The sequence below is a fragment of the Jidongwangia harbinensis genome, assembly GCF_020216025.1.
GTDB lineage: Bacteria > Actinomycetota > Actinomycetes > Mycobacteriales > Micromonosporaceae > Actinoplanes > Actinoplanes harbinensis.
The window spans coordinates 49,044-70,011 of sequence record NZ_JAIWNC010000037.1 but is presented as its reverse complement, the minus strand read 5'-3'; the positions used below and the strand labels follow the sequence as shown (position 1 = coordinate 70,011).

General features: G+C 73.5%; 15 protein-coding genes. 5 read left to right on the top strand and 10 right to left on the bottom strand.

Translation table 11 applies throughout. From position 1 onward, the window contains the following. Positions 1-44: 44 nt before the first annotated feature. Positions 45-1,814 carry a translation initiation factor III gene (locus LDL48_RS33900; protein ID WP_225259216.1) on the bottom strand — a complete coding sequence of 590 codons (1,770 nt, stop codon included), beginning with the start codon at positions 1,812-1,814 and terminating at the stop codon, positions 45-47. Between the two features lie 494 nt (positions 1,815-2,308). On the opposite strand from LDL48_RS33900, the gene LDL48_RS33895 reads away from it, so the two are divergent. After that, a complete protein-coding gene (locus LDL48_RS33895) occupies positions 2,309-3,109 on the top strand; it encodes a hypothetical protein (RefSeq protein ID WP_225259215.1) in 801 nt (266 codons plus the stop codon). Positions 3,110-3,202: 93 nt separating this feature from the next. After that, on the top strand, positions 3,203-3,814 hold the full coding sequence (locus LDL48_RS33890) for a DUF3455 domain-containing protein (RefSeq protein ID WP_225259214.1): 612 nt from the start codon (positions 3,203-3,205) through the stop codon (positions 3,812-3,814). On the opposite strand, the gene LDL48_RS33885 is transcribed toward LDL48_RS33890, so the two are convergent. The 8 genes from LDL48_RS33885 to LDL48_RS33850 all read right to left on the bottom strand — a co-directional run bounded on the left by LDL48_RS33885 (position 3,801) and on the right by LDL48_RS33850 (position 14,349). After that, on the bottom strand, positions 3,801-4,580 hold the full coding sequence (locus LDL48_RS33885; protein WP_225259213.1) for an arginase family protein: 780 nt from the start codon (positions 4,578-4,580) through the stop codon (positions 3,801-3,803). The genes LDL48_RS33890 and LDL48_RS33885 overlap by 14 nt on opposite strands. A 16-nt stretch (positions 4,581-4,596) precedes the next feature. Continuing rightward, a complete protein-coding gene (locus tag LDL48_RS33880) occupies positions 4,597-5,328 on the bottom strand; it encodes a PP2C family protein-serine/threonine phosphatase (RefSeq protein WP_225259212.1) in 732 nt (243 codons plus the stop codon). Between the two features lie 9 nt (positions 5,329-5,337). Further along, positions 5,338-7,122, bottom strand: a complete 1,785-nt coding sequence (locus LDL48_RS33875; RefSeq protein WP_225259211.1) for an RCC1 domain-containing protein — start codon at positions 7,120-7,122, stop codon at positions 5,338-5,340. A gap of 331 nt (positions 7,123-7,453) precedes the next feature. Further along, positions 7,454-8,326 carry a methyltransferase domain-containing protein gene (locus LDL48_RS33870; RefSeq protein ID WP_225259210.1) on the bottom strand — a complete coding sequence of 291 codons (873 nt, stop codon included), beginning with the start codon at positions 8,324-8,326 and terminating at the stop codon, positions 7,454-7,456. A 20-nt stretch (positions 8,327-8,346) separates the two neighbouring features. Continuing rightward, positions 8,347-9,312, bottom strand: a complete 966-nt coding sequence (locus LDL48_RS33865) for an endonuclease/exonuclease/phosphatase family protein (protein WP_225259209.1) — start codon at positions 9,310-9,312, stop codon at positions 8,347-8,349. 65 nt (positions 9,313-9,377) lie between these two features. Then, a complete protein-coding gene (locus LDL48_RS33860; protein WP_225259208.1) occupies positions 9,378-11,900 on the bottom strand; it encodes a LamG-like jellyroll fold domain-containing protein in 2,523 nt (840 codons plus the stop codon). 117 nt (positions 11,901-12,017) lie between these two features. Continuing rightward, positions 12,018-12,983 (bottom strand): pentapeptide repeat-containing protein, encoded by a 966-nt coding sequence (locus LDL48_RS45215; protein WP_225259207.1) that lies wholly within the window; start codon positions 12,981-12,983, stop codon positions 12,018-12,020. A 1-nt stretch (position 12,984) separates the two neighbouring features. Next, entirely contained in the window at positions 12,985-14,349 is a 1,365-nt protein-coding gene (locus LDL48_RS33850; RefSeq protein ID WP_225259206.1) for a UDP-glucose dehydrogenase family protein, read from the bottom strand. A 111-nt stretch (positions 14,350-14,460) separates the two neighbouring features. Here LDL48_RS33850 and LDL48_RS33845 point away from each other — a divergent pair, with 111 nt between their 5' ends. Together LDL48_RS33845 and LDL48_RS33840 are read left to right on the top strand one after the other, a co-directional pair. Next, a complete protein-coding gene (locus LDL48_RS33845) occupies positions 14,461-15,966 on the top strand; it encodes a sensor domain-containing diguanylate cyclase (protein ID WP_225259205.1) in 1,506 nt (501 codons plus the stop codon). A 21-nt stretch (positions 15,967-15,987) separates the two neighbouring features. Beyond that, entirely contained in the window at positions 15,988-18,930 is a 2,943-nt protein-coding gene (locus tag LDL48_RS33840) for a glycine--tRNA ligase (protein WP_225259204.1), read from the top strand. Here LDL48_RS33840 and LDL48_RS33835 read toward each other — a convergent pair. Next, positions 18,927-19,526 (bottom strand): DUF6392 family protein, encoded by a 600-nt coding sequence (locus LDL48_RS33835; RefSeq protein WP_225259203.1) that lies wholly within the window; start codon positions 19,524-19,526, stop codon positions 18,927-18,929. The two genes, LDL48_RS33840 and LDL48_RS33835, sit on opposite strands and share 4 nt — an antisense overlap. Positions 19,527-19,768: 242 nt before the next feature. Here LDL48_RS33835 and LDL48_RS33830 point away from each other — a divergent pair, with 242 nt between their 5' ends. Next, complete coding sequence (locus LDL48_RS33830) at positions 19,769-20,860, top strand: glycerophosphodiester phosphodiesterase (RefSeq protein ID WP_225259202.1); 1,092 nt, start codon at positions 19,769-19,771, stop codon at positions 20,858-20,860. The last annotated feature ends 108 nt before the right edge of the window (positions 20,861-20,968 follow it).

Here is a 20,968-nt window from a genome sequence, read left to right as displayed (position 1 = left end):
GGGAGCTGCGGCGCCACGGATCCGAGCGGGGTGCTCACACTGCATCACTGTGCTTCTCCCCTGAGCTGACGCCAGTACTGCTGGTCGTCGAGCGCCTCGTCGGTGTTCCGTCCCCGGTTGCGGCGAGCCCCCCGGCTCGCCCGGGCCGGTTCCTGCTGCTGGGTCTGCCGGCGGGCCCGGCGGGCCGCCATGTCGACCAGCGTCGGCGTTTCGTCCGGTTCCATGTAGTGCGGGTCGGCCGGTCCGTCCCGCCACGGGTCGGCGGCCGGGGCCAGGTCGACGAACTCGCTGCGGCTGTGCCGTCCGGAGTCGGCGCGGTCGACGTCGGCGCCCCGGTCGCGCCGGGCCCGGGGCGCATCCCGGTCGTCCTCGGCGTAGCGGGCGGCCCGGCCGGAACGCGGCGCCGGGTCCTCGGCCCACCGGCCGTCCGGGTAGCCGGCACGCGAGCGGGGCGCGTCGTCGTACCCGTCGTCGTCGGCGTAGCGCCGGCCGCGGGGCTCGTCCGGCTCGGCGTACCGGCGACCGCGCGGGGCGTCGTCGGCACCGCGGCGCGGCTGCGGCACCGCGACCTCGTCCGGGTAGCGGGGCCCGGACGGCGGCATCTCGGCGGACCGGGCCGGGAGGTACTCCTCGGCGTCGATCCGGCGGGACCGGCGGCCCGGCTCGTCGGCGTCGGCCCGGCGGGACCGCGGGGCGGGCTCCTCCTCCGGCTCGGCGTACCGGCGGCCGCGGGCGGGCGGTTCGGCGAGGTACCGCTCGTCCTCCACGGCCCGGCGGGAGATCCGCCCGGTCTCCTCGTCGAAGCCCTCGGTGGTGACCCGGCGGGACCGGCGGCCGGTGTCGGTGTCGTCGTCGGCGTAGCGCCGGGCCGGGGGCGCGTCGTCGTCGGCGTACCGGCGGCCGCGCGGCTCGTCGTCGGCGTACCGGCGGCGCCCGTAGCCGTCCTCGGCGTACGGCGCGGCGCTCACCGGCATCCCGCTGACCGGCATCGCGCTGACCGGCATGCTGCTGACCGGGCGGGCCGGCGAACTCACCGGCGCGGCGGCCGGCGCCCAGGTCTCCACGGCGGCCGGCGCGGCGCTCTCGGCGCGGGCCGGCTCGGCGTCCCGGCGGCGGGACGGGATCCGCTTCTTGGGAGCCGGCGCCTGGGTCGGCACCAGCGAACCGACCGGCTTGATCGAGCCGGTGGAGGTGGAGGAGAAGTCCTTGCGCCGGTTCAGGCTGACCGACAGCCGCACGGCGAGCGCCACCAGCACGAACATCACGCAGACCACGTAGCTGACGACCACCCAGGTGGCCGCGGCGCGGCCCGCGGCGAGCCCGTGCACCAGCGCGATCGGCCAGGCGAGGTACGCGACGCTGTGCATCGAGCGCCACATCCACGGCTTGCCGCGGCCGGCGAACTTGGCCCGGGCCAGGCCGGTCCAGAGCACGCTCACCATCAGCATCCCGGCGACCGTGCCCAGGCCGACGTAGAGCGTGTTGAAGCCGGCCAGGAACGGCACGAAGATGTCCAGCACGCCGATGTGCGCGATGGCCAGCTTGGTGAGCACGTGCACGACGAGCGAGGCGACCGCGATCACGCCGGTGGTGCGGTGCGCGGACTGCAGCAGCACCCGCTGGCGGATGGACAGCACCAGGCGGTCCGTCGCCACCAGGCCGATCATCACGGTGATGGACAGCGACACCAGGGTCAGCACGCCCATGTAGAACTCGGCATACAGGAAGACGTAGACGTAGGCGACGCGGCCGAACGGCGTCAGCATCGCCGTGGCCCAGACCGCAAGGACGATGGACGTGGCCAACAGCGCCACCGTCATCTTCGACGGCGGCGTTCGACCACCCGTGGCGCCCATCGGCACGGCCACACGATTGGCGGATCGTTGGTTGAGCTTCGTCCGGGCCATTGACTCCTCGTTCTCCGCAGCGGTCACGTCCGTCGTCGGGCGGTCAGGACGCCGACACCCGTGGGGGGTGCCCCGCGCTGTTACGTTCGGGCCGGGCCTTGTTGTTGCCTTTCTGCACACTGCGTTGCGGCCTGTTCGTGCCCTCCCCCATCTACGTAGGGCGGGCCGGTTCGGATGAACCTTGCCGAAGTTCTTTCCGGCGCAGTTTGCGACGGCCTGCTGATTCAGCCCCGGCAGACCGCTCTGAGCTGGGAAAACATCGAGTCGAAACCTCTGGCTAAGGCAAAAATAATGTCCGCGCCCCCGGGTGACCCGACGCACCCGGTGAACCTTTCGGCCGGTTCCTGCGAACTACCACACGAGCGTGCTACTCGACGCCTCTGCGTAAGGAGCTGATCGCCGTGCGGCATCGCGCTGCTGCTGTCCTGTCGACCGCCCTGGCCGTGGCGACCACGGTTCTGGCCGGGCCGGCGCCTGCCCGGGCGGCGGCGGACGGCTTCGACGTGACCATCACCGAGTTGCCGGCCCGGTTCACCGCGGGCTCGCAGGCCCGGACCGTCACCGTGGTGGCGTCCGCCGAACCGGGACAGGGCTGCCGCAAGGTGCGCTGGTCGATGCTGCTGGGCGTGGGCGACGTCGGCCTGGACGAGGTCCAGGTGGACCGGGTGGAGGAGGACGGCTCGTTCCCGCTGCAGGTGCAGACCAGCGGCGCGACCGCCCGGCTCACCGACGTGCAACTGGACCCGGGACGACTCTGTCCCGGGCGTACCGTCACCGCCCGCTACCAGGTCGCGTTCACCGACGGCGCCCGGGAGGGCCGGGTGACGTTCCAGGCCCAGGCGTTCGACGCGGACGCCCGGCTGCTGGAGGAGGCGTCCGCCAGCAGCCGGGTGGTCGGCGGGGCGGCCGAGGCGTCGCCCAGCCCGACGCCCTCGGAGTCGGCGGACGCGGCCGAGGAGGAGGACGCCGCCGAGGACGGCGCGGCGGGCGGCGACGAGGCCAGCACGCCACCGCCGGCCGCCGGCGACGACCTGGCCGCGAACCCGGCCTCCAGCGAGGGCGGCGTACCCAGCCTGCTCGGGCCCGGCCTGGTGATCGGCGCGGTGCTGGTCTTCCTCGGGGTGGGCCTGCTGTTGCGGCTGCGGCTACGGCTGCGCGCCGCGAAGGCGCCGATGCGGACGACCGCGTACCCGACCCGCTGATCCTGCGGAGAATTTGTGGCCCGCTTAAGGAGGCTCTGTGGTGACTCCCCCTAGGGTCGGCGGCGCATCGTGACCGCCCTGTGTGGAGGAACCTTGAAGAAGCGTACTTTCCGGATCTCGGCCGCGGTCGGCGCTCTGACGCTGGCCGGCGTCGCGGTGTCGGCCGGTGTCTCGTTCGCCGGCACGTCCACCGCCCGCGAGCCCTCCGCCCCGGCGGCGGCCGACCCCGCCGCCGCCCAGGCCGACGGCTTCGTCGGCGGCCGGCTGGCGGTGCCGGACGCCCTGGTCCCGCCGGCCGGCCACGTGCTCGGCTCGGTGTTCAAGGCGCGCGGCGTGCAGATCTACGGCTGCACCGACGCCAAGTGGACGCTGGTCGAACCGGCCGCCTCGCTCACCGGCATCACGCTGGACCCGGTGCAGCGGTCCACCGCCCTGCACTTCCGCGGCCCGAGCTGGCAGTCCGACACCGACGGCTCGCTGGTCGAGGGCACCGGACCGGTGTCCGCGCCGTCGGCGACCCCGAACAGCATCCCGCAGCTGCTGATCACCGCGAAGACCACCCGCGGCGGCGGCGTGTTCGGCGGGGTGACGTACATCCAGCGGCTGGCCACCACCGGCGGCGTGGCGCCGGCCGGCGCGTGCACCGCGGGGCAGACCACGGCGGTGCCGTACCGCGCGGTCTACCGCTTCTTCACGACGGCCTGACGGCCTGTCCGGCGGTCAGCGCGCGCAGCAGGTCGCTGCGGGTCCGCCGGACCTTCTCCACCTCGGTCGGCCGCCACGGGCAGGCCACGTCCAGCACGGTGACCCGGCCGGTGTCCTGCACCCGGCGGACCGCCGCGACCACCTCGGACGTGGACGGCCCGCCGGGCGCCGGGAACAGCAGTCCGGGCATCTCGGCGGCGTCCACCACGTCCACATCGACGTGCAGGATCAGCGGCCCGGCCGGCAGCGTCGCGGCGTCCAGGTCGGCCGCCGTGGTGCGGCGTACCGCGCTGCCGGCCAGGTAGTCGGCCTCGGCCGGGTCCAGGTCGCGGGCGTCCACCAGCACCGTGCGGTCCTCGGTCAGCGGCTGCAGCCCCAGCGGGCGCGCCAGCAGCTCGGGGTGGGCGCCCAGCGCCAGCCGCAACGACAGGCCGCCCAGGTAGCCGGACGTGGTGGTTTCCAGGGTGTGCACGTCGCCGTGCGCGTCGAACCACACCATCGCCGGATGCACCCCGCCGCGTTGCGCGCCGGCCAGCACGCCGACCGCGATCAGGCAGTCGCCGGAGAGCACGGTGGTCGGCACCCCGGCGCGGACCGCGGCGGCCACCTGCTCCGCCACGGCGTGGTGCAGCGCGGCCAGGCGCGGCCATCGGTCGCCGTCCGGCAGGTGCGGGTCCAGCACGAGGAACTCGCCGCCGGACGACAGCGGGATGACGTCGTCGGCCAGCCGCTGATCCTGGTGGTACGGCACGACGAGAATGGCCATGACGCCAGGTTACGGCTTAGGCACGGGGCGCAGCGACCCCCTCCTCGTCGACCGCGATCACCACGGCCGTGGCGTTGTCGTCGCCCCCGGCGGTCAGCGAGTCGGCCACCAGCGTGGCGGCCCGGGCGGCACAGTCCCGCCGCCCGCCCAGCACCTCGGCCAGCCGCTGGTAGCCGACCTGCTCGGCGATCCCGTCCGTGCAGAGCAGGTAGACGTCGCCGGGCCGCAGCGACACGTTCAGCACGTCCGGCTCGGGCGCGTCCGGGTGGCCGGCGAACCGGATCAGGTGGTACCGGGCGGCGTGCGCCTCCGCCGAGTCGTGCGGGTACCAGCCGTAGACCGCGCCCAGCCACGCGACGGTGTGGTCCACGGTGAGCAGTTCCAGCACGCCGTCCCGGAGCCGGTACGCCCGGGAGTCGCCGAGCTGGACGATCCACGCGTCGTCCGGCCCGCCGACGAACGCGGTGAGCGTGCAGCCGGTCAGCCCGGCCACGTCCTGCCCGGCGGCCCGTACCCGGCGCTGCACCTCGGCGACCGCCGCCCGCAGCTCCGCCGGGCCGGCCGGGGTCGGCACCGCGGCGGTGAAGACGTCCACCGCGGTACGCCCGGCGATCGCACTGCCCCGGCCGTCGCCCATGCCGTCCGCGACCACCGCGAGCCGCCGGCCCGGATCGGTCCACACCACGTCGAAGTTGGCCGAGTAGCGGTTACCGACCACGGTGTCGGCAGCCATGTCGAGCTGCGTCATGGACGCACCCTACGGGGCGCCGGGTGGGCCGGTGCGGATCGGCCGGCGTGCGCCCAGCCGCAGGGCCGCGCCGGCCAGCACCAACAGCACCCCGGCGACCAGGCTGGCCCCCGGACCGGTGATCGGCAGTCCGCCACCGCCGCCGCCGCCCTCCGGGGTGCCCTGCCCGAACATGCTGTAGGACACCCCGCCCGGTCCGGCGGCCAGCACGAACACGGTGTACCGCCGGCCGTTGCGCAGACCGTCGACGGTGCAGGTGAGCGTCCGCGCCGAGGCGCAGGACCGGGCGTCCTCCAGTGCGGACGGGGAGGTGCCGGCGGACGCCACCGCCACGTACTCCTCGACCGGGGCGGCCCCCGGGTCGGCCGGCGCCGCCCACCGCACCGCGAGCGTGCCGTCACCCGCCCGGGCCCGGACGCCGGTGACCGGTCCCGGCCCCAGCGGCACGGCGCGCAGCGCGGCGGCGTCCGTGGTCGTGCCGTCGCCCAGCTGGCCGGTGTCGTTGCGGCCGGTGCAGTAGACCGCGCTCACCACGTCCGCCGCGCAGCCGTGCGCGGCGCCCAGGACGATCTGCGTGACCATCGAGCGCCGCACGCCGAACAGCAGCCGGACCGGCGCCGGCACCTCGACGCCGCCGAGGTCCACCAGGGCCGGCGCGGCGTGGCCGGCCGGGTTGCCGGTGCCGAGCTGCCCGTCCGGGTTGGCGCCCCAGCAGTACCCCTGGCCGGTCGCGGTGGTGGCGCAGGTGGCGTCGCCGCCGGCGCTGACCGAGACGTACCCGCGGTCGCCGGCGACCGGGCCGGGCCGGGAGCGGTCGGGCGCCGCCGTGCCGTTGCCGAGCTGACCGGCGCCGTCCTCGCCCCAGCAGTACGCGCGGCCGGACAGCCGGGCCGACGTCTGCAGCGCGCACACGTGCCGCCGTCCCACGCTGATCTGCATGAACCCGCCCGCGATACCGGCGGTGGTGACCGCGGTCGGGGTGGGCACCGCGGTGCCGGACGCGCCGCCGCCGTTGCCGAGCTGGCCGTGCGTGTCCGACCCCCAGCACCAGGCGCCGCCGTCGGACCGCAGCGCGCAGGTGTTGTTCTCGTTGGCGGAGAGCGCCACCACGTCGGTCAGGCCGGGCACCTCCTGTGGCGTGGGATCGCTCGCCCCGGTGACGCCGACGCCGAGCTGGCCGACGTCGTTGGCGCCCCAGCAGGACACGGTGAGTTCCAGGCTCAGCGCGCAGGTGTGCGCGTCGCCGGCGGCGACCGCCACCACGTCCGCGGCGACCTCCACCGGACGGGTACGCCGGGCGGTGCCGCCGTCGCCGATCTGGCCGTCGTCGTTGCCGCCCCAGCAGTAGGCGCCGAACCCGCCGGGGTCGAACGCCACCGCGCAGGTGTGCTCGCGGCCGGCCGCCACCCCGAGGAACACCTTGTCCCGCAACCGGCCGGTGGCCGACGTCCGGACCGGCCCGGGCGCCGCGGTCACCCCGCCGACGCCGAGTTGCGCCCGGTCGTTGGCGCCCCAGCACCACAGGTGGGCATACAGGACGATGGCGCAGGTGTGCCCGGCGCCGACCGCGAGGCCGCTGCCGAGGCCGAGCGCCATCTCGGAGTCGGCGGTGGCGCCGGGCCGGCGCAGCACCTCGGCGACCCGGGCGAGCGCCTGCCGCGTCCGGTCGGCGCCCGCGATCGTGCCCGAGTCGTCCGGACCGGCCGCCGCCGGGGCGGCGATCAACGGCGCCAGGACGGCGACGACCGCCGCCAGGGCGGCCCGGCGCCGCCATCTCCGCAGGTTTGTCCGCATGCGGCCCAGAAGATCACATCAGACCGGTCATAGAGGACAAAATACCTAAGTGGTACGGGTGTCGGTGGGCCTGAACCGCCCGGGCGGCCGCCACCAGCTCCGGCGCCCTCCTCGACCTGGGTCTGCCCGCCCGGCGGCAACGAGCAGCGGCGCATCCGGACCGCGTCCACCGCGTCCCACGGCACCGTGACGTCGACCGCGGTGCCGGTGCGGATGCGCAGCCCGGCGGGACCGACCGCATGCGGATGGCGCCGCATGGTGACCCACGACCCGGCCATCCAGAGCACGCCGTACGCGCCCAGTGCCCGCCGCACCGCCGCCCCGCGCGGCGTCACGGCCGGACGGCCCGCAGGTACGCCGTCGCCAGCGTCAGCCGCCGCGGCGCCCCGGCCGCGAGCCGCTCCCGGATGGCATCCTCCAGCCGCTCCCGTTCCGCCCCGGTCAAGGTGGCCTCCATCGCCTCCTCGTACGTCGGCACCAGCGGATTCGGCGCGGTACGCCGGACCGCCGCCCAGTCCGGCGACGGCCCGTCCAGCAGCACACCGACCTGCGCGCGGTAGTCCAGTTCGATCCCGGTGAACCCGGCCTGCTCGACCCGGGCGAGCAGGTCCCGCTCGTCGAACGCGACGATCGGCGCCTCGTCCGGCTCGCTCGCCCGGTACACCGCCTGCACCTTGTCGACCAGGTCCGCCACCGGCGCCAGGTCGAGCCCGAGCCACCGGCCCTCGTCCCGCCCGACCAGGAACCGGTTGACCGGCTCGAAGATCGACAGCCGCCCGCCCGGCCGCAGCACCCGGGCGAACTCGGCGAACGCCGGCCGCTGGTCGGCCAGGTACATCAGCACCGACCGGGTGGTCACCACGTCCACGGCGGCGTCCGCGACGCCGGTCAGGTCGTCCGCGGACGCGTGCAGGAAGGAGCACCGCGGATCGTCGCCGGCCCGGCGCCGGCACTCGTCGAGCAGCGCCGCCGACACGTCATTGAAGATCACCCGGCCGTCCGGGCCGACCCGCTCCAGCGCGCCGAAGCCGACCAGCCCGGCTCCGGTGCCCACGTCGAGCACCACGTCACCGGGCCGGATCGCGGCCCGCGCCAGCACCCCGTCCCGGTACGCGTGCAGCGCCGGCGCGAACTGGCGGCGCAGGGCCGGGTCCTCGCCGTCGCGCCGGGACAGCACCCACCTCGCCCACCGGTCCGTGGTCATCCGCTCACGGTAGCGGCCGGCTACGGCAGGTCGAACGTCGCGACCACCGGAGCGTGGTCGGACTCCGGGAACTTGCGGTCGTCGGCGAACGCCGCGGACTCGTCGTGCAGCACTTCATTGTGGATCTCCGAACCCCGGTAGTACGCCAGCAGGTTGCGGGTCACCAGCAGGTGGTCGAGCATCTCGCCGCGCCCACGGTGGAACAGCGTGTACCGGCTGCTGGACGGGACCGTGTTCTCGATCGGCACCAGCACCCGCCCGGTCAGCGCCGGGTTGCCGGTGTCCTCGATGTCGCCGCGGATGGCCAGCACCGGGATCTCGTCCGGGGCGGCGTTGAAGTCGCCGGCCACCACGATCCGCGCCTCCGGGTCGGCGTCCAGGATCTGGTCCACCAGCCGGCGTACCTCCAGGGCCTGCGCCATCCGCTTCATCGACGACAGGAAGACGCCCTCCGCCCACCCCTCCGCGGTCCGCCAGGTGAACATGTCCACCATCTGACCCGGCACCGGCGTGGGGATCTTCGACTTCAGGTGCACGTTGATCAGGTGCAGCGGCCGGCCGCCCGCCTCCACCACGACGTGCAGGATCGGCCGCTCCACGCCGATCTCCACCGGGAACGGGTCGGTCGGCAGCGCGGTCAGCCGCCGGTACGTCGGCGCGGCCACCAACTCGTTGCGCAGCTGACGGCGGCCCAGCACCGGCAGTCCCGTGGCGACCACCAGGTTGCGCTCGCGGAACACCCCGTCGTCCTTGGGTTTCGTGCTGACCAGCGACGCGGCGCCGAGGCCGGTGCCGGCGAGCAGGGCGCGCAACGCGTGCAGACCGCGCGGCTCCCCGGGACGGTCCTGGCCGTGCACCTCCTGGAAACAGGCGATGTCGGCACGCAGCCGGACGATCTGCGGGCGCATCATGGTGATCCGGCCGGCCAGGTCCGGTCCCTCGTCGAAGTTCTCCAGGTTGAACGTGGCGATACGCAGAACGGCCATGCCGTCACGCTACGTGCGCGTAACCGGCATGGCCGTCGCTGCGTCGGTGATCCGCTAGTCGTCCGTCAGTTGCCGGACTCGTACAGCGCCTTGATCTCGGTCGCGGACAGCGCCCGGTCGTACAGGTGGACCTGGTCGACCGTGCCGTCCAGGTAGTCCACCGGGTTGCCGCCGTACTTGCCGCGCCCGATCACCGTGTTGCCGGTCGCCGCGGCCTGCGGGTGGCAGGCGCTCGCCTGGCCGGCCAGCACGCCGTCCACGTACAGCCGCAGCTCGCCCTTCACCGAGTCACGCACGCCGACCAGGTGGTACCAGCGGTTCGGCTCCGGCTTGACCGGGCCGAGCGCCCGCACCCCGACGAAGCTCATCGCCCAGCGCTGGTCGGCGCCCGAGTACTGCAGGAAGAAGTCGCTGTTGCTGGCGCCGTCCTGGCTCACCACGGTCTGGAACGCACCGCCCGCGGCGTCCAGCTTCACCCACGCCGAGGCGGAGTAGTCGGACGCGGTGTTCAGCACCGGGGCGCCGGTGTCGGCGTACTGCGACGAACCGTTCAGCGACAGGCCCTGCCCGGTCCGGCCCGCGACGTAGCCCGGCCCGCCGACCAGCGTGGCGTCCCGGTTCCCGGCGGTGTCCTCGGTGGTGCCGTCCAGCGGGTAGGCCGCGACGCCCGCCAGGCCCGGCGTACCGGCCGGCGGCTCCGGCAGACCGGTGCCCGAGCCGTCGGCCTCCCGGATGATCCGCCGGTTCACGTTGCGCACCTTGGTGAAGTCCATCTTCTCCACCTGACGGTCGTACGTGTAGAAGCCGTTGACCTCGTGCTCCACGTCGGTGATCTGGGTGTAGATCGAACCGCTGATGCCGCACCGCTGGGCGGTGGCGATGAGTTCCTGCTCGTTGCTCACGTACCGGCGGGTCAGCGCGTCCGAGCTGGGCAGCAGATCGGCGTACCCGTGGCCCTCGCCGAACCACATGTGGTTGGGCACCTCGAGGCCGAAACCGCCGTGCTCGCCGTCGATCGACACCCGGTTGGCGTCCGGCGCCGGCGCTGCCGGGCCACCCTGGTTGTACTCGTGGAAGTCGATCACGTCGCCCTTGCCGGAGTCACCGTGCGAGTTGCAGCAGTTCACCCCGCTGTGCGCGTTGACCAGCCGGGTCGGGTCCTGAGCCCGGACCTCCTCGGCGATCCGGCCGGTGTCCTCGCGGCTCCACTCGCCCCAGCCCTCGTTGAACGGGACCCAGGCGATGATCGACGTCCAGCTGTCGTGCTCGCGTACCATCTCGTGCAGTTCCGCCTCGAACTGACCGCGCCACTGTTCCGGAATCGGCCCGGTGTTGGCCGACGGCATGTCCTGCCACACCAGCAGGCCCAGCCGGTCCGCCCAGTAGAACCAGCGGTCCGGCTCCACCTTGATGTGCTTGCGCACCGTGTTGAAGCCGAGCCGCTTGTGCGCCTCCAGGTCGAACCGCAACGCCGCGTCGGTCGGTGCGGTGTTCAGCCCGTCCGGCCAGAAGCCCTGGTCCAGCGTGGACAGGTTGAACAGGATCTCGCCGTTCAGCGCGATCCGCAGCTTGCCGTCCGCACCCGCCTTCTTGCCGATCTCACGCAGGCCGAAGTACGACCCGACCGAGTCCACCAGCGTCCCGCGGTCGCGCAACGTCACCTCGAGGTCGTACAGGTAGGGCCGGTCCGGCGACCAGAGCTTCGGGTTGCGCACCGGCAGCGTGAGTTCCGCGCCCGCCGCGCCGGTGACCTGCCCGACCACCACGCCCTTGTCGTTGCGGGCCACGGCCTTCACGGTGTGTCCCGAGGCGCCGTTCGCCCGCACGGTGAGCTTGAGCGCGCCGGCCGAGACGTCCGGCGTCATCTTCAGACCCTCGATGTGGGCGTCCGGCACCGGCTCCATCCACACCGTCCGCCAGATGCCGGAACTGCCCTGGTAGAAGATCCCCCGGTCGCTCTGCCGGCGCTGCTTGCCGATCGGCTGCCCGGTGGCGTCGGTGAGATCCTCGGCCCAGACGATCAGCTCCTGCGGCCCGTTGCCCTTGAGCGCGCCGGTGACGTCGACGTCGAACCCGTCGTAACCGCCGCGGTGGGTGGCGACCTGGACCCCGTTCACCCACACCTTGGCGTCATAGTCGACCGCGCCGAAGTGCAGCACCAGGCGCTGCCCCTGCTTCACCTTCCAGGCGGCGGGCACGGTGAACGTGCGCCGGTAGAACATCCGGTCCTCGTGCCGCTGGATGCCGGAAAGAGCGGATTCAATGGGGTACGGCACCAGCACGCGCTCGCCCAGCGTCCGGCCGACCGGGGGCGCCTGGTTCACGTCGGCGCGGGCGAACTCCCACACACCGTTGAGGTTCTGCCAGGCGTCGCGGGTGAGTTGCGGCCGGGGATACTCCGGCAGAGCGTTGTCCGGACCCACCTCGTCGGTCCACGGGGTGGACAGTGGCGGAACGCCCTTCTGCCAGGTCGGTGCGGCGGCGGCGCGCGACGGCGCAGCGCCCGCCGGGCCGGCGAGGCCGACCGCGAGCAGGGTCGCGGCGGCCGCACTGAGCGCCCGCCTGGTTCGTGAACCGGGTGTGGTCATGCGCGAACGTCCCTTCGGAGCGGAAGAGTCAGGTGCCGCGAACAGCACCCACAGCACTCGGGCAATCCACACCGGACCGACCGTGACCGCTCGCGGACCGCCATGAGCCAACACATTTCAACAACGTTGCGCAGGTAACGTCAAGGTTTCCTCGCAAAGATCGTCAATCCTTGGACACTTTCCAACATGGACCCCCACCGCCCTCAGGGCCCCACATCGTCGATTCTGGAGCCGTGGTGCCCGATTCGTCGGCGTGGTGTGGCGTTGTTCGACGCCACCTCGATCCGGCGGCCCCGCGAACGACCGGTCCGCAACGGCATGTGGACGAACGACCCGCTCCGCGCCCTCAACCCCGGCACGACGTGTAGACAAACGGCCTGCTCCGCGGCCGAAACTCGACACACCACCGCCGCCCTTCCACCGCGCGCAGAGAAAGGGGTCGCTCCGCGCCCTAACTCGACACGCCCCCTCCACCCTGTCCCGGCGTGTCGAGAAAGGGCCCCCTCCGCACCCGAAAACCACACACCCCCTCCACCCTCGCCCAGCGTGTCGAGGAAGGGCTCCATCCGCGCCTGAAAACCACACAACCCGATCGACCGAGCACGCGTGTTGAGACGGGGCGCGCGCCGCACCCGGAAACCACACGCACCCGACGCCGGCCGAACCACAACGACGCCCTCGGCACGCCTTCCCGGCCCTCGGCCCGCCAAGCTTGGAGTCATGGCGGAATAAAGTCGCATCAAACAGACAATCCAGACAGCGCAGCTGAAGATCGGCGGAGACGTCCCGGCCGGCGAGGCCGCGGCCGATGGAAAGAAGGCCGGCGAGCCTGCGGCCGACGGGAAGGCGGCCGACGGAAGGCGAGAAGGCGGACGGCCGGCGGGCAGGGCGGCGAGTGATGAGACGCCGCGAGCGGACGGCAGCAGACTGCACGCCGCGGAAGACAGCACCGCGGAAGACAGCACCGCGGAAGACAGCACCGCGGAAGACAGCACCGCGGAAGACAGCACCGCGGAAGACAGCACCGCGGAAGACGGCACCGCGGAAGACGGCGGACGGCCGCGCGCACGCCGCCGTCCGCACCTCACCCGGTAGTAGACAGGTACCGGTAACCCAACCGTTCCAGGCGTCCCCGCTCCAGGCAGTGCCGACCGTCCAGCAGCACCGGCGTCCGCATCAGGCCGACGAACTTGCCCCAGTCCAGGTCCAGGTACTGCGACCACTCGGTCACCAGCACCACGGCGTCGCTGTCGTCGAAGACCTCCTCGACGGTGCTCGCCAGGCGGCCGGCCAGGTCCGGCTGTTCGCGGCGGAACCGGTCCCCGGCCACCGGGTCGTGCAGGACCACCCGGGCGCCGCGCGCACCGAGTTGCCGGGCGATGTCGATGGCCGGTGCGTCGCGCAGGTCGTCGGTGTCCGGTTTGAACGCGAGGCCGAGCAGCCCGATCCGGCGCCCCTTGAGGATGCGCAGTTCGTCCAGCAGGCGGTCCACCACCACCCGGCGCTGCTGCTGGTTGACCTCGCGGGCGGCGCTGACGATCGGCATCTCGTGGTGGTACTCGCCGGCCGTGGTGATCAGGGCGGCGGTGTCCTTGCCGAAGCAGGAGCCGCCCCAGCCCACGCCGGGCTGCAGGAAGCGGGGGCCGATCCGGGCATCCAGGCCGATACCGCGCGCCACCTGGGTGATGTCCGCGCCGACCTTGCCGGCCAGCCGGCCGACCTCGTTGATGAAGCTGATCTTGGTGGCCAGGAACGCGTTGGCCGCGTACTTGATCAGCTCGGCGGAGGCCAGGTCGGTGGAGACCATCGGCACCGCGCCGATCCCGCCGGGACGGGGCAGGAAGGTGGGCGGGGTGAAGGTCTGGTTCAGCACCGCCCGGTAGAGCCGGTTCAGCACGTCCAGGCTGCGCGGGTTGTCGGAGCCGACCACGATGCGGTCGGGGTACAGCGAGTCGAAGATCGCCACGCCTTCGCGGAGGAACTCGGGGTTCGACGCCACCGAGAACTCGCCGTCGGGGCGGCGGCCGTGGGTGCGTTCGAACGATTCGCGCAGGATCGAGTCGACCCAGTTGCTGCTGCCGATCGGTACGGTCGACTTGTTCACCACCACGGTGAAGTCGCCGCCGACGTGCCGGCCGACGGTCTCCGCGGCCGAGCGCAGGTACTGCAGGTCCGGGTTGCCGTCCGGCAGCGACGGGGTCTGCACCGCGATGAACACCACGTCGGCACCGGGCACGCCGTCCGCGTAGTCGGTGGTGAAGGTGAGGCGTTCGGCCGCCTCGGCCAGCACCGACTCCAGGTGCGGCTCGTAGATCGGTGACCGGCCGCCACGCAACATGTCGACCTTCGCCGGATCCAGGTCGACGCAGGTGACCTCATGGCCGAGGAAGGCCAGGCTGACGCCGGTGGTGAGCCCGACGTAACCCGTGCCGACGACACACACCTTCATCCTGGGGGTCCCCTTTCCGCCTCTTCGCGGGACACGGTAGCCCACGAGGGCGCGGGGGTTGGCCGGGCCGGAGCCCTCAACCGGCGGCCGTAGCTGCCGAACATCAGGAACGTGACGGTGGGGAGCGAGGTGCGTCCGGCCGGTGCCATTCTGGCACCGGAACCCGACCCTGCCCACGATCCGCAGGCCGCGCTCCTGGTGGAGCTGGTGTCCTTCATGACCCGGGACATCGCCTCGGTCGACCATCTGGTCGGCGTCGTCCACCAGTACCTGGGCACGCTGGGGCTGAGCACCGTGACCGTGTTCACGCTGGCGCCGGAGGACGGCACGCTGACCCGCCTGGCCGGGCCGGCGCACACCCGCGACGACATGATGCTGGCCGGAAAGGTGTTCCGGGTCCCGGCCGGCGGGCCCCCGGTCAGCGACGGCACCCGCATCGCGGTCCGGTTGCGGGTCGGCGGGCAGACCGTCGGCGTACTCCTGCTGGCCGGTCTCGGGCCGGACGTGCTCCGCCCGGACGTGGTAGCCGCGGTCGGCCTGCACTTCGCCACCACGCTGCAGTCGCTGGCCGCGGAGCGGCAGCGCCAGTTCATCACGCACTCCACCGCCACCATCCGCAAGCTCTTCGAGGAGGGTACGGTCGCGACCAGCGTGGAGGCGGCCGGCCGGCTGCTGGCCACCGCGGTCGCCGAGGCGTTCCGCACCGAACACGCCGCGATGCACCTGGTCGACGCGGACGGGCGGATCATGCACGCGTTCGGCGGCAACATCGGCGCCGGACTGGACGAGAAGCTCGGCCGCAACCTGGTCGGCAAGGTCGCCGCGGACTCGCCGGTGTGGCGGGCGGCGATCGAGGCCGGCGGGCCGATGCTGGTCGAGGACGTGCTGTCCACGCCGGTACGCGACGGCGGGTTCGTCGAGACGATGGGGCTGCGGTCGTACATCGCGATGCCGTTGATGTCCGCGCACGGCCCGGTCGGCATGGTGATGTGCGGAGACAGCCGGAGCCGGGAATGGAGCAGCCACGACCGGGTGCTCGCCGCCCAGCTCGCCGTCGAGGGCGCACTGATCGTGGACAGCGCCCGGATGCGCCAGGCCGAGCAGGCGCACATGGCCGAGCTGACCCGGCAGGCGTTCCACGACGCGCTGACCGGACTGCCGAACCGCTCGCACCTGCTGGAGACGGCGGAGGAGGCGATCGCCGAGGCCGGCTCGTCCGGTCGCCGGATGGCGCTGCTGCTGCTCGACCTGAACGGGTTCAAGCAGGTCAACGACACCCGCGGGCACCACGTCGGCGACGCGCTGCTGCACGCGGTGGGCCGCCGCCTGATCGGCACGCTGCGGTCGAACGACCTGGTGGCCCGGCTGGGCGGCGACGAGTTCGCCATTCTGCTGCGCGACCCGGACCCGCAGCGGGCGGCGGCGATCGCGGACCGGCTGCACGAGCGGCTGCGCGACCCCTACCTGATCGAGGGCGGAAAGGTGGAGGTCGGCGCCAGCATCGGCGTCGCGATGTTCCCGGACCACGCCGACGACGTGGCGTCGCTGATGCGCGGCGCGGACGCGGCGATGTACCGGGCGAAGCGTCAGGGTGGCGGTGTGCAACCGGCGCGCTGACCGGCCATAGACTTCCCTTCCATGCTCACCATGCAGGACGCGCTGGCCCGGTTGATCGCCTACTGGACGGAACAGGGCTGCCTGACCGTCCAGCCGATGAACACCGAGGTCGGCGCCGGGACGCTGAATCCGGCCACGTTCCTGCGGGTGCTCGGTCCGGAGCCGTGGCGGGTGGTGTACGTGGAGCCGTCCGTGCGGCCCGACGACTCCCGGTACGGCGAGAACCCGAACCGCATCCAGACGCACACCCAGGTGCAGGTGGTACTGAAGCCGGAGCCGGGCGACGCCCAGGAGCTGTACCTGGGCAGCCTGGCCGCGCTGGGCATCGACGTGAGCGCGCACGACGTCCGGTTCGTGGAGGACAACTGGGCGTCGCCGGCACTGGGCGCCTGGGGCCTGGGCTGGGAGGTGTGGCTGGACGGGCTGGAGATCACCCAGTTCACCTACTTCCAGCAGGCCGGCGGGCTGAATCTGGAGCCGCCGGCGGTGGAGATCACGTACGGCATCGAGCGGATCCTGATGGCGCTGCAGGACGTGCAGCACTTCAAGGATATCGCCTACTCGCCCGGGGTGAGCTACGGCGAGGTGTTCGGGCAGGCCGAGTACGAGATGTCCCGCTACTACCTGGACGACGCGGACGTCGGCGCCAACCGGCAGCTGCTGGAGCTGTACGCCGGCGAGGCCCAGCGGATGGTCGACGCGGGGCTGCCGGTGCCGGCCCACACGTACGTCCTGAAGTGTTCCCAGGCGTTCAACGTGCTGGACGCGCGCGGCGCGGTCTCCACCGCCGAGCGCGCGGCCGAGTTCGCCCGGATGCGCCGGCTGGCCGGCGACGTGGCGCGGCTGTGGGTCGCCAAGCGCGACGAACTGGGCCACCCACTCGGGGTCAGCGCCCGGCCCACCCCGGCCGCACCCGCCGGCACGCCGGCACCACAGGACACGCCGCGGATGCTGGTCTTCGAGGTGGGCACCGAGGAGATGCCGCCCGCCGAGGCCCGGGCCGCCCGCGACCAGCTGGAACGCGAACTGACCGACCGGCTCGCCGGCACCCGGCTGACGCACGGCGACATCCGGGTGGTCGCCACGCCGCGCCGGCTGGTCGCCGTGGTGGGTGACGTCGCCGCCCGCGAGTCCGACCACGTCCGTACGGTCCGCGGGCCCAAGCTGAAGGCGGCGCACGGTCCGGCGCTGGCCGGGTTCGCGCGTTCCCAGGGCGTACCCGTGGAATCGGTGTCCCGCGACGAGGTGGGCGTCTTCGTGCAGAAGCACGAGACCGGGCGGGCCGCCCCGGAGGTGCTGGCCGACGTGCTGGGCAAGGTGGTCGGTGCCCTGCGGTCGGCGAAGAACATGCGGTGGAACGATCCGCAGCTCGCCTTCACCCGGCCGGTCCGCTGGCTGCTCGCGCTCTGGGGCGACGACGTGGTGCCGGTGGCGGTGTCCACGCTGGCCGCCGGGCGGCGGACCCGGGTGCTGCGCACCGCCGAGGCGCCGGTGCTGGAGATCGCGTCGGCCGAGACGTTCGCCGAGACGCTCGCGGTCAACGGCGTGGTGGCGGACGCCGAGGACCGGCGCGACCTGATCGTCACCGGCGCGCAGGACCTGGTCTACCCGGACGGCCGGATCGACGTGGCCGGCGAGAGCGCCCTGATCGACCAGATCACCTATCTGGTCGAGGCGCCGAACCCGCTGCTCGGCACGTTCGACGAGAGCTACCTGGCGCTGCCCGACGCGGTGCTCACCACGGTGATGCGCAAGCACCAGCGGTACCTGCCGGTGCGGGACGCGGACGGCGCGCTGCTGCCGATGTTCGTCGCGGTGGCCAACGGCGTGGTCGACGTCGGCCTGGTGCGCACCGGCAACGAGGCGGTGCTGCGGGCCCGGTACGAGGACGCGGCGTTCTTCTACCGCGCCGACCGGCAGACGCCGCTGACCGCCATGCGCGACCGGCTGTCCCGGCTGACCTTCACCGACAAGCTCGGCTCGATGGCCGACCGCGCCCGGCGCATCGCCACCCTCGCGTCGGCCCTGGCCGCGGACGTGGACCTGTCCGCTCCGGACGCCGCCACACTGGACCGGGCCGCGCCGCTGGTCAAGTTCGACCTCGGCTCCCAGCTGGTCACGGAGATGACCAGCCTGGCCGGGGTGATGGCCCGGGACTACGCGCTGAACGCCGGCGAGAGCCGGCAGGTCGCCCAGGCCGTATACGAGGCCGAGCTGCCCCGGTCCGCGGGGGACGCGCTGCCCGCGTCCCTGCCGGGCGCGCTGCTGTCCCTGGCGGACCGGCTGGACCTGGTCGCCGGCCTGGCCGCCACGGTGGGCCTGCCGACCGGCAGCAGCGACCCGTTCGCGGTACGCCGGGCGGCGCTGGGCCTGATCGCCGTGCACCGCGCCCACCCCGCGCTGGCCGGGATCAGCCTGACCGACGCCCTGCGCCGGGCCGGCGACCTGCAGCCGGTGGAGGTGACCGGGGCGGTGCTGGCGGACGCCGCCGGGTTCCTGGCGAAGCGGCTGGAGCAGGCGCTCACCGAGGAGGGCCATCCGGTGGACCGGGTCCGGGCGGTGTTGCCGCAGGCCGGCCGCCCGTCGGTGGCCGACCGGTTCCTGGCCCAGCTCGCCACGCTGACCGGCGACGCGGCGTTCGTGGCGGTCGCCGAGGCGGTCCAGCGGGCCCGGCGGATCGTGCCCGCGGACACCCCGGCCGGCTACGACCCGGCGCTGCTCAAGGAGCCGGCCGAGGTGGCGCTGCACGAGGCGGTGCGCGGGCTGCCGCCGGTGTCCGATCCGGCCGGTCTGGGCGCGGCCGCGGGACCGCTCGCCGCGGCGGTCGGCCGGTTCTTCGACGAGGTGTTCGTGATGGCGGACGATCCGGCGCTGCGGGCGGCGCGGCTGGGGCTGCTGCGGGAGGTACGCGACCTCGGCGCCGGCCTGCTGGACTGGACCCAGCTCCGCCTGGGCGCCAGCTAGGCGGCGGCGTTGCCGGGCGGCGGGGTCAGCGTGATCCGGTGCAGCCGCTCGCCGTCCAGCCCGTACTGGGCGTGCAGCGTGCAGCCCGGCAACGTCCACCGGTCCCACGGGCCGAAGTCGCCGAGGAACTTCTCCCGGTAGGCCTCCCCGCTCTCGCCCGGCCGGCCCAGCTCCGCCCACAACGCCGAACGCCGGGACAGCCGGCCGGCCCCGCCCGGGATCTCGCCGCGGTAGGACGCGAAGCCGTCGTCGCCGTGGAAGTGCAGGAAGACCGCGGTGACCGTGCCGTGGGCGTCGGCGGCGATCTCCAGGCCGCGGTCCCGCGCCGAGTACGAGCGGGACAGCCCGGCCCGCGGCACCAGCCCGTACGTGCGGAGGAGCTGCTGGGTGCGGGCGGCGAGCACGCTGCGGCCCAGCAGCTCGGTGGGATCGCCGGGCCGGGCCGGCGGCTCGATCGGCACGCCGGCCGGGTCGGTGCTCATTCGGCGAACCGGGTCGAACAGCGGCTCGTGCGAGCCACCCGGGCGGGCGCCGGGCTTGTGGCCGTACCGGTCGACCGGTCGCTGCGGTCGGGCGCGGCGCGGGAAGAGTCCCAAGGTGTCACCCCACGAAGGCCGCTCACGGTGAGCGCTCGGATATCCACAGTAATGTTTACGGTCTTCTTGCCTCAACGGATGAACGGGTGGCCGGAGGTACTTTCCGGCGGCAAACGACCGCCGCGTGGACCAGGCGATTTCGCCGGGCCGCTACGTCGGCTTCGCCTGGTGGACGACTTGATCACGTCGACTGGCCGTCGGGAGGCGCGGCGACGGTCGCCCGCTCGTCCCGTGGAGAACCCGTGGCAGACCGCCGTCAGGTGCTGCGCTGGGGGACGCTGGCCGCCGGCGCCCCGCTCGTCGCTTCCGCCGCGCCGGCCGTGGCGTCCGCCCGGCCCGCCAGGCGCACGCTGGTGGTCGGGCACCGGGGCGCGTCCGGTTACCGGCCGGAGCACACCCTGGCCGCGTACGAGCTGGCCGCCCGGATGGGTGCCGACTACATCGAGCCGGACCTGGTCAGCACGAAGGACCGGGTGCTGGTGGCGCGGCACGAGCCGGAGATCGGCGGCACGACCGACGTGTCCGCGCGGCCGGAGTTCGCCTCCCGGCGGCGGACCGTGGTGATCGACGGGGTGTCCACCACCGGATGGTTCACCCACGACTTCACGCTGGCCGAGCTGAAGACGCTGCGCGCGGTCGAGCGGATCCCGCAGCTGCGACCGCACAACACGCTGTACGACGGGCTGTTCGAGGTGCCCACGCTGACCGAGGTGCTGCAGCTGCGGGCCCGGCTGTCCCGGGAACTGGGCCGGGACATCGGCGTGTTCCCGGAGACGAAGCACCCCACGTACTTCCGGGGCCTGGGCCTGGATCTGGAGACCCCGCTGGTGCGCGCGCTGCGGCGGCACGGGCTGGACCGGCCCGGCGCCAAGGTGTTCGTGCAGTCGTTCGAGGCGGTCAACCTGCGCGGCCTGCGGCGCGACCATCGGCTGCGGGTGCCGCTGGTGTTCCTCACCGGCGGCTCGGGCGGGCCGTTCGGGGACCCGCGGACGTACGCCGAGTACCTGACCCCGGCCGGTCTGCGCGAGCTGTCCGGGTACGTCGACGCGCTCGGCCCGGAGAAGAACCAGGTGGTGGCCCGCAACCCGGACGGCACGCTGGGTGAGCCGACCGGCCTGGTGGGCCGCGCGCACGGTGCCGGGCTGCAGGTCATCCCGTACACGTTCCGGGCGGAGAACCAGTTCCTGCCGGCCGACTACCGGGTGGGCACCGAGGCGGCCGGGTACGGCCGGGCGCTGGACGAGCAGATCGTGTTCCTGCGGGCCGGCGTGGACGGGTTGTTCACCGACCAGCCGGACGTCGGCGTGCTGGCCCGGGAGCTGGCCCGGGTCTGACCGCGCGGGGGTTCCACCGGAGCGCCCCGGCGTCGTCACGCCTCACCACCGGGTCGGCTCCGGCGGCAGCATCTTGTCCGGTATGCGGAGATGGCACCAAAAAGACCT